At 67.2% G+C, this 8,854-nt stretch carries 9 protein-coding genes; 2 read left to right on the top strand and 7 right to left on the bottom strand.

Going from position 1 to position 8,854, the window contains the following annotated elements:
- Positions 1 to 202: 202 nt before the first annotated feature.
- The 6 genes from FSY66_RS11595 to FSY66_RS11570 form a co-directional block, all read right to left on the bottom strand.
- Positions 203 to 1,984, bottom strand: coding sequence for a type IV secretory system conjugative DNA transfer family protein (locus tag FSY66_RS11595; protein WP_144795124.1), 1,782 nt, complete (start codon positions 1,982 to 1,984; stop codon positions 203 to 205).
- 12 nt (positions 1,985 to 1,996) lie between these two features.
- Positions 1,997 to 3,535, bottom strand: a complete 1,539-nt coding sequence (locus FSY66_RS11590) for a P-loop NTPase family protein (RefSeq protein WP_144795122.1) — start codon at positions 3,533 to 3,535, stop codon at positions 1,997 to 1,999.
- A gap of 2 nt (positions 3,536 to 3,537) precedes the next feature.
- Positions 3,538 to 5,097 carry an SCO6880 family protein gene (locus tag FSY66_RS11585; protein ID WP_144795120.1) on the bottom strand — a complete coding sequence of 520 codons (1,560 nt, stop codon included), beginning with the start codon at positions 5,095 to 5,097 and terminating at the stop codon, positions 3,538 to 3,540.
- Between the two features lie 5 nt (positions 5,098 to 5,102).
- Complete coding sequence (locus FSY66_RS11580; RefSeq protein WP_144795118.1) at positions 5,103 to 6,089, bottom strand: hypothetical protein; 987 nt, start codon at positions 6,087 to 6,089, stop codon at positions 5,103 to 5,105.
- Between the two features lie 35 nt (positions 6,090 to 6,124).
- The gene (locus tag FSY66_RS11575; RefSeq protein WP_144795116.1) at positions 6,125 to 6,517 is read right to left on the bottom strand and encodes a hypothetical protein; all 393 of its coding nucleotides are present in this window, start codon (positions 6,515 to 6,517) and stop codon (positions 6,125 to 6,127) included.
- Between the two features lie 74 nt (positions 6,518 to 6,591).
- On the bottom strand, positions 6,592 to 7,182 hold the full coding sequence (locus FSY66_RS11570; protein ID WP_144795114.1) for a hypothetical protein: 591 nt from the start codon (positions 7,180 to 7,182) through the stop codon (positions 6,592 to 6,594).
- Between the two features lie 169 nt (positions 7,183 to 7,351).
- Between FSY66_RS11570 and FSY66_RS12620 the strand changes: the two genes are divergently transcribed.
- Positions 7,352 to 7,522, top strand: coding sequence for a hypothetical protein (locus FSY66_RS12620; protein ID WP_186304555.1), 171 nt, complete (start codon positions 7,352 to 7,354; stop codon positions 7,520 to 7,522).
- An 80-nt stretch (positions 7,523 to 7,602) separates the two neighbouring features.
- Positions 7,603 to 7,899, top strand: coding sequence for a glutaredoxin family protein (locus tag FSY66_RS11565; protein ID WP_144795112.1), 297 nt, complete (start codon positions 7,603 to 7,605; stop codon positions 7,897 to 7,899).
- 85 nt (positions 7,900 to 7,984) lie between these two features.
- On the opposite strand, the gene FSY66_RS11560 is transcribed toward FSY66_RS11565, so the two are convergent.
- Positions 7,985 to 8,854, bottom strand: a complete 870-nt coding sequence (locus FSY66_RS11560) for a hypothetical protein (protein ID WP_144795110.1) — start codon at positions 8,852 to 8,854, stop codon at positions 7,985 to 7,987.

Here is an 8,854-nt window from a genome sequence, read left to right as displayed (position 1 = left end):
AACCCCGCACCGGCACCCGCCGACGCGGCACTTGCGAGCCTCTAACAAACCCGGGGCGATTCACACCAGGCACACCACGACCTGCCCGCGTTGCACCACAGACCGGAACCAAGCCCGACGGCGGTCGAACCAGGCAGGTGATCGCAAATACCCCTTCAGATAGCCGGCGTCCCCACGCCGACCCAGCGACATGCCCACGTCATCACCGGCCCACGGTCTCAGCGCCCGACGTCAGCGCCTGCGCCAGCCGCTTATCGAACCGAGCGATCGCAGCCTTGATCTCGTCGGCGTCCTTGCGCTGCGTCCACCGCGACATCGTCACGACCACCGGACGCACATTGGCCTTCAGCATGAACCCGGTGCCCGTCGGCAGCCGGCGCAGCTCCGAGACCGTCACGACATCGTCCTGGCGCGACTGCTCCGCCACCGACACCCCGGAATCGCTCGACGTCCTGGACTGATCGGTGATCTTCCGCTGCCCCGCCAGCGACACGAACCGGCCCAGATCATCCGAACTGTTGGAGCCGCCTAGCTGCACCGTCACCGTGGCCGATCCCAGGATCTGCTCTGTCTCGTACTGGCCCCATTGCGCCCGAGCCTGTCCGGGCGACTGGAGAATGACCAGCGTGGAGATCCCCACACCGCCGCCGTCGGACATGATCGTGGGCAGCTCCCGCCATGCGGCCATGTTCGCGATCTCGTCCAGGATCAGCGACAGCGGCGGATCCAGTCGGTTGCCAGGCAGGCTGATCGCCATATCGCGAGCTGCCCACGTGATCGCGTCCATTAGCGCCATCAGCATCGGACCAGCCGCCCCACCGCCGGACTTCGTGCCCACCAGGAACAGCGTGCCCTTCTCCTTCAAGAACTTCTCCGGCTCCAGGCCCTCACCCCACGCCGGATTTAGGACATCAGCGACCTCCGGCAGCATCAGCGACGACGTCGCCGAGGTGACGCCCATCCACTTCGAGGGCAGCATCCTCGGATCCGAGTTCAGCTCAGCATCCAGCGCCTCACCCCAGCCAGCGGCAGCCGCCGGCGACTCCTTCAAGATCCGCACCGCCTGCTCCGCCAGCCCCGGGGAAGCACCCCACCGGCCCAGCGTCGAAGCATCGACCTCACCGATCGCCGCAGCGTGCAGCAGGTACTGCATGATCTGCGTGGCCACACCGGCCCACTCCTGATTCGACGTCGACTGCCCCATCGACGAAGCCCCCACGATCGCCTGCGCCCGACGCGCAGCCGTCATCGCGGACTCGCAGCCCTGCGCCGGGTGCCACTTCAGCGTCGTCGGCAGCTTCGTCAGCCCCTGCGGGTCGAACAGCGCGACCGGCCCGATCCTCTTGCGCGCCTCCCACACCGCTCGGACGTTGTCTCCTCGCGTTGATGTCGTCACCACAGCCCCTGGAGCATCCAGCAGCGCATTGATGGCGATGAAGAATCCCTTGCCCGAACGCGGCGGGCCCAGGATCACGACCGAGTCCTCCGACGAAACCCACACCTCCCGGCCCTGCGACGATCCCAGCTTCCAGCCCACGTCCTCGGCCTGTGGATCATCCAGTGTGGGCCGCACCACTGAGGCCTTCTGCATCAGTGCCTTCCGCCCAGCCTTGCGCCGGACCTCCGGCGCCTTAGCGATCCCTCGCCGCCACCGCAGGTCCAGCAGCAGCTTCCGATCCGACTCACGCCACCGAAGCCACATGATCACCCACGCCACGACCAGCGCGGCTACGACGACCAGGAACACGAGCGCCAGCACACCCATGGCCGTCGTCGACGGCGCGCACCCCGACTCCGTCGCCAGGGCCTGCTTCCCATCTCGGAACAGACCAAGCACCGCGCCTGGGCCCAGGCCCTGTGGCAGCTGTCCGCACTGCACGAGCGCCACCAGGCTCGCCAGGACCACGACGAGCAGCCACACGGCCACCAGCGTCCCGATCAGCCCGCCGATGATCTTGCCCCACATGTCCTCGTCGCTCTGCATGGCCAGCCCTCCTCAGGACGCGCGCATGGCGTGATCGGTGTCGAACAGCTGGCCTTCCAGGTCCGTGCGCACCGTGCGCACGATCCGGCCCTCCAGGCTGCCGACCTTCCATAGCGCGTGCCCCTTCGGAGCCCGCGAAACCTCCTCAACCTCCGAGCCGGTGAGCTTCAGCAGCTCCATCGTGGCCCGCAGCTGATCGGACTTCTGCCGGTGAATCACTCGGATGTCCGTATCGGCCAGCAGCGACTCCGCCAGCTCACGGGCGCGTGAGCCCACATCACCGGCCCGGTAGAGATCCTTCAGCTTGTGCAGGATCAGAATGTTGAACAGCCCGTAGTCGCGGGCCAGCTTCTGCTGCGCGACCATGCGCTCCAGGGCGGACTCGTCATCCATCGTTTCCCAGCCCTCCTCGTACACGCAGATCCGCTGGCCCGAGTCTCGGTTCGTGAACACCGACTCGGCCCACGAGGACACGCACTGCGAGGCGATCTTCCGGGCCTCGACCGGCAGGTTGCGCAGCGGACGGGTGTTGAACACGATCATCGGCAGTGACTCGTCCATCGTCACCGTGGACCGCCCGTCGAACAGGCCTCCCAGGTCGCCATCGACCAGCTGCCGCAGCTGATTCGCGACCTTCCGCCCAGCACCGCCGGTCACCTCCTCGACGTCGGCCGGCGGGTTATACAGCTCACGGATCACGTCCGGAATCGTCGGCGCCGAGGCCGCCGACTCCCCCAGCGTCGTCTGCGAGGTCATCGCCTCCAGGTTTTCGCCGTTGGCTCGCGAGGCAGCACCAATCGCCTCGGTCAGTGCCAGGCGCTCATCACCATCGAGGCGGCGCTTCGCCAGAATCTGCGCGATCGTCGTCATGATCGAGGACCGACGCGACTGCACGATCCGCAGCCACTCCTCATCGCTGACCCCGCTAGAGCGCTTGCCCGGATCCAGCGGGTTGATCACGCGGCCCTGCACGCCCACGGTGATCTCCGGATCCACGCCTTCGGCCACCAGGGCGCGGGCCACGATGACCCACTCAGCCTTCGGGTCCGACATGATCACCGCCCGTCGACCCGCCTGGACCATCCGCTTGACCCACGCCTTCGTCGTCGTGGACTTACCGGTGCCCACCGTGCCGATCAGCACACAGGCCATGCCGGTGATCAGCCCCTCCTGGTAGGCCTCCCACGGATCCAGGCAGAACATGCCGCCGCCATCGGTCACGTTGCCGATGAAGGCACGGACGGTCCCCAGACCGGACTGCGAGACCCACGGGTACGCCCCAGCCAGCGTGAACGTCGAAGCCTCACGGATCTCCGGACGCTCCATCACCGAGGAGCCCCGCAGATTCCGCGCCCGGGCCTCACCACCAGTCCCCCAGGTGCGCTTGGCCAGCCCGGACGCGTTCTGCTTGCGGCGGGTTCCCCCGGACGTCTCCTGCCGGATCCGCGCCGTCTCCTTGCGCGCTGCGATCCGTGCCGCCCGGCGCTGGGGACGAGTCCAATCCCCGGCCTCCCAGGAGATCGTGAATGCTTGCGACTTGTGCTTAGCCATCGTCACTTCCCCTTGATCATGCTGCGACCCAGCGGCAGAGCCGCCGCCAGGAACCCGGCCCACTGCTGTCCGTAGAGCGTGCGCAGCTCGCACCCTGCCCGTGTGGAGCCTTGGATCATCCGCTTCGTGTTCCGTTCGAGCTCGTCAGCCGATCCGCCCGAGACGACCATCAGGCCCACGAACTTCGCCATGCCGTGACCGGCCAGCAGCTCCGCGCTCGTGCGCTCCAGATCGCTTTCGACCGCGCCCTCCACGATGCTGGCCGTCTGCCCAAGCTGGCTGCGCATGATCGCCCCGGACTGCTGATCGCTCATCCGGCGCTGCACGCGCTTCATGCCCGCGTCCACGCCCTGCGGACGGATCGCCTGCGTCACCACGTGCGGGAAGTCCGCGCCGTTGAGGAAGCGCATGAACCCGGGCTGCTGCGGTCGCGTCGGCCACTGCGCGACCTCCATGACGCGGTGCCACGCCGAGTCCACACGCATCCGGTCCCACTCGACGTCCACACCCATCGGTCCCGCCGTCGCCGCCGTCACGTGGATCGACCCGTCAGCGATCGCCACGGACTCATCCGGTACCAGCGCCCGGCGCAGTGCCTGAGCCAGCAGATCCACGCTCAGCCACTCCGAGACATCGACGCTGCACTCCCGGATCAGCTCCTCCAGCTGATCCTCGAACCGGGCGCAGACCGCCAGCATGCCCTTGATGCCTCCGCCTGAGGCCTTGACCTGATCCCGCAGCCCCTCCTGCGACAGCGTCACCCCGATCAGGTGATCGTGCTGGACCTGGGACCGATCCCCCGAGAGCAGGTTCAGGTAGTCGTTGTGCAGCAGCGGCGACAGCGACGCCCCTGCCGGAGTGCCGGCCTCCTCGCTGTGCTCCACCTGCCGCTCGTAGGCCTGCCGGATCTCCGCTGCCGAGGCCGTCGTGATCGTGTCCGAGGCCTGCACAGCCAGCACGCCCGGCTCACTGTGCAGCGCGTCGATCAGCGACGCCCAGTTCGCCAGCACGTCGTTCTGATCCTCCGGCTCAGCCATCCGGAACCCATGCGGGACCACCCGGGCGACCATCGCCGCCGTCTTCGTCACCGGATCCCAGACCATGGCCGAGCCGTTGGACAGCTGATACAGCCTCAGCTCCGCCGCCTCACCAGGCAGCCGCAGACGCACCGGCGGCTCGATCCCCGCAGCGATCGCTGCCTCCTCCTCCTGAGCATCCGCTTCCAGCTCACGGGCCGAGGGCGCGTGCGAGACGAAGGAATCCTGGCCCTGGCCCTGGTGCCGCAGCGCACGGAACCGCTGCTTGATCCACCACGGCAGAGGCCGGCCCCGGAACGGGATCACGGTGACCAAGATCGCTACCACGTCCAGGATCAGCAGCCCCAGCATGAACAGCGACCATCCGAACGTGGAGGCCAGCACCACGATCAGCAGGAAGATGCCGGCCAGCACCGCCGCTGTCACCGTCTGGGACACGTCCAGCCACAGCACGGCCTTCTGCCCGCCGCTGCGCGGGAACTGCACATCGGGAACCTCAGCCCCTGTATCGACCTTCTCGCTCATACCGCTCACTTCCTCACGAATCGAGTCGCCTGCTGGATCACACGTCCACCGGCACGGCCACCAGCAGCCCCAGCACCCATCACCGCGCGGTCAGCCCCGCTGGAGGCAGCTGTGGCCGTGAACGAGAACAGCGCCATCGTCGCCAGCGGCACCACCGCCGCCAGGACCACGCACACCAGAGCAGCGATGAACTGCTGCGTCGTCGCCGCGTACTGGAACACGCTGATTCCCAGCACCAGCACCGCAGCCGAAAGAGGCTTAGCGATCAGCAGCCCCACCACCATCGCCAGCCAGCGGGAGAACCACGCCTTCGTCGCATCCAGCGCCAGCGCGAAAACCGCCACGGAGGCGCAGGCCACCAGCACCACGAGAACCATCGTGCGCATCGACAACATGAACGACAGCAGCATCGACGCCAGCCACATCAGACCCGCCAGCACAGCCGGCACGATCAGCGAGAAATCGCCCGCGTTATCGCCCACACCACGCCAGATGTTGTATTCGGAATTGACTTCCTGAAACTCGCCCTGGTCATTCAGCTCGAACCCGAACAGCTTCATGAAGCCACTCATGTTCTGCGTTTCGCCGTTCGCGTCCAGAATGAAGTTCGTGGCCCCATCCATTGCCGACGCTGCCGACATGATCAGCGTGACCATGATCATCATCGTCGGCAGCGCAAGAAGTGCCGACGCTGCGCCTCTCACGATCTTGTCGGTCCTGGACTGGAAAACGCCCGTGGTGACCTGCACGGCCACCAGCGACAGCAGGATGGGAGCCATGACCACGGTGATGACCCGCAACATGCCGGGATCGTCCCCGGCGCCGACGACGCCGGCCCACCAGTCATCCGAGAGATTGCTGGCCTCGAAGGCCTCCTTCATGAACGTCCACGAGTCCTCCGCGAACCGCTCGATGGTGGCCTGGAAGCCGTCCCTCGACGCATCGGAGAGCCAGCTCCCGACCCCGTCCTGCCCGATCATCACCGCAGCCATGACTCCACCTCCTTTCGGTCTGTCTCAGGCTCGGATCAGCGCGAACCGTGCATCGAGAGCATCGACGTGCTGATCAGTCCCGGCTGCGCCCCGGTCAGGTCCATGCCCGAGCCGAACCGCACCCAGGCGCCGGCTCCTGCGATCACGGCTGCGCCGATCAGGGAGAACAGCAGCACCCAGAAGCCCTTCGTCTTCTGCCCCGGTGCCGTGGACAGGTAGCCGGTGGCGATCAGCACGCCGCCGATGACGACGACGATCACGATCAGCACGAGCCCTCCGGCCATCGCCCAGCCGCCCACATCGCGCAGTGCCGGCAGGAAGGGCGCATCCGACTGCACGGACACCCCCGGGTCGAACTCACCCTGCGCAGCGATATTCGTCACGGCGTTGTTGGTCTTGATCATTCCGAGGTTCAGCAGGTCGTTCATGGTCTTTCTCCTTCGTCATTCAGTGAGTGCTTGCAGCAGGTTCTTGTCGGGTCGGTTTCTTCACATCAGCCGGCTCAGCTGAACTCCACCTCCTCCGGTTCCCCGTCCTCGCACTCGCCCTTCGGCGGGATCCATTCATCGACCTTCTCGAAGTCGGTCATGCTCGCGGCATCACCAGTCGTTCCGGTCAGGTGCACCATCCGGCAGGGATCCACGGTGTTGTCGGAGCAGTTCTCGGAAGGATCCGGCCAGTACTCGGCTTCAGCCGAGGCAAGCGGCTGATCGAATTCCGGGATCTCGACCTTCTCGTTGAACTCGTCTTCCCACACGCCGGCGTTGATCGTGGCCGTACGCGACTCGGAGCACTCCGACTTCGACTCCACCGGCGGCGCCTTCTGCGCCTCCACCTTCGGAACCGAGTAGAGAGTCGCCCCTGCCATGACCAGCGCCCCGGCGTTGGTGATCACCGCTGCGGCAAAGGCCACGCGACCGACCTGCGCCAGCGCTCCTGCCGTCAGGCCGGACTGCTGCGCCTTCTTGTGCGCGACCACGGCCACCACACCTGCGACGAGCCCGATGACCAGCAGGATCAGACACGAGACCAGGATGGTTCCGGACAGTCCGGAGAGCCCGCTGACGGCCTCACCGGAGTTCGACGTCCACATGCGCCCTCCTTCACGACCGGCCCGGCCCCGATCTCGGGTCCGTGTCCAACCGGCCATCTGAGAACTCATCGGCACAGGCAGCTCCCGTGTAGTTCACACACCGCCGCCCCGTCTTGCGATGTCTGAGCACCGGCTCACGCTGTAGCCACCACGACCTGAGGAGACCGCCATGGGTATCCCGCTTCTGCTGCTGATCACCGTCGCGTCGATCTGGATGCTGCTCTCCGGCGCCCGTCTCGCCGTTGCCGGGCTGCGCCTGACCACCTGGGCACTGACGACGAAGGCCGGTTGGTTCACCCTCGGCGCCCTTGGCGTCGGCTGGCTCACTCTCACCGCGTGAACCACAGCCCCTGCCCCAGCCGCGATGACTCTTCAGCCGGCCCCGCCCGGGGCCGGCTGACCCATCAGGAGGACAGACCCGTGATCACCGTCTTCACCAAGCCCGATTGCGTTCAGTGCGACCGCACCCGCGCGCAGCTGACCAAGCACTCGCTCACGTTCACGACCCGCGACGTCACCACCGACCCCGAGGCACACGCCTACATCACCGACGGTCTCGGCTACCGCCAGGCCCCCGTCGTCGTGATCGACGAAGGCGCGCAGCACTGGTCCGGTTACCGCCCCGACAAGATCAGCCAGCTCGCCGCCCTGCGCAGCCCTTCCGAGGTCACCACCGCAGCTGCTGCCTCGACCACCCAGGCCCAGGCTGAGCGCTGAAGCCACGACCGGCCACTGCGCCGACGACGATGGGGCCGGGACACCACATGGTGTCCCGGCCCCATCCGTATCTCGGCAGCTCCACTCAGCTCGAAGACTCCTCCGCGGAGGATCCAGCCTCCTGGCAGTCGAACGCGGTCACCGTCTGCTGCCCGCCCTCCTTCTCGACCGCCACGGTGCACGTCTTCGCCCCACCCTCCGGCACGACCTCATCCTCCGAGGCATGCCAAGACCAGGAGACGTCCACCGTGACCCACTCCACGCCGTCGCGTTCCGGCAGCTCGTGCATCGCCGGCACGACATCGACCTCCGCCGACGACCAGGCCCCGGCAGCCGTCGCCTGCCGCCACCACAGCGGTGCCCATCGGCCCGGGCCTTCAGCCCCAGCGGCAAGAGCATCCGACGTCACCAGGTCATCCACTCGGGAACCAGCGTCGCCAGGAGCCACGTCCTGCGTCGTGTCCCACACGGACAGTCCCCGCATGGCCTCGATCGCCACCACACGCGCGTTCGACCGATCGACCGTGGACTGATCCGAGAACCCCGGGAAGTCCCTGCCATCGCCCTCCACTGCCGGCGACGGAGACGGGGCCACCACACCATTGCCGGCAACATCGTCCGGCCCCGGCGACGGTGTCGAGAACCCCTCCGGCAACGACGGATCCTCTGCCGGCGTCGAGGTCGAGGAAGCGGTCGCCGCAGGTGACCCATTTGGGTCACCTGCCGACTCAGTCGCTCCCGGGCTTGCCGACGACTCAGGTGAGTCATTTGGCTCACCTGAACCTGCTGCCCCCGGCAACGTCTCCGCCGCCGAAGGCGACGACGTCGGCTCAGCAGATACCGGATTCGTTGGCTCGTAGGCCGGCGGGCGGTCCTCTCCATCACTGCCGCAGCCGGCCAGCAGTAGCGCGGCCACCACGCTCGCCCCGACACCAGCCACCTTCATCTCGTGCAT

Origin of the sequence: Kocuria palustris (genome assembly GCF_007666205.1) — a bacterium.
GTDB lineage: Bacteria > Actinomycetota > Actinomycetes > Actinomycetales > Micrococcaceae > Kocuria > Kocuria palustris_A.
Note: the sequence above shows the minus strand (reverse complement) of the source record. Positions and strands in the feature narration are given on the sequence as shown.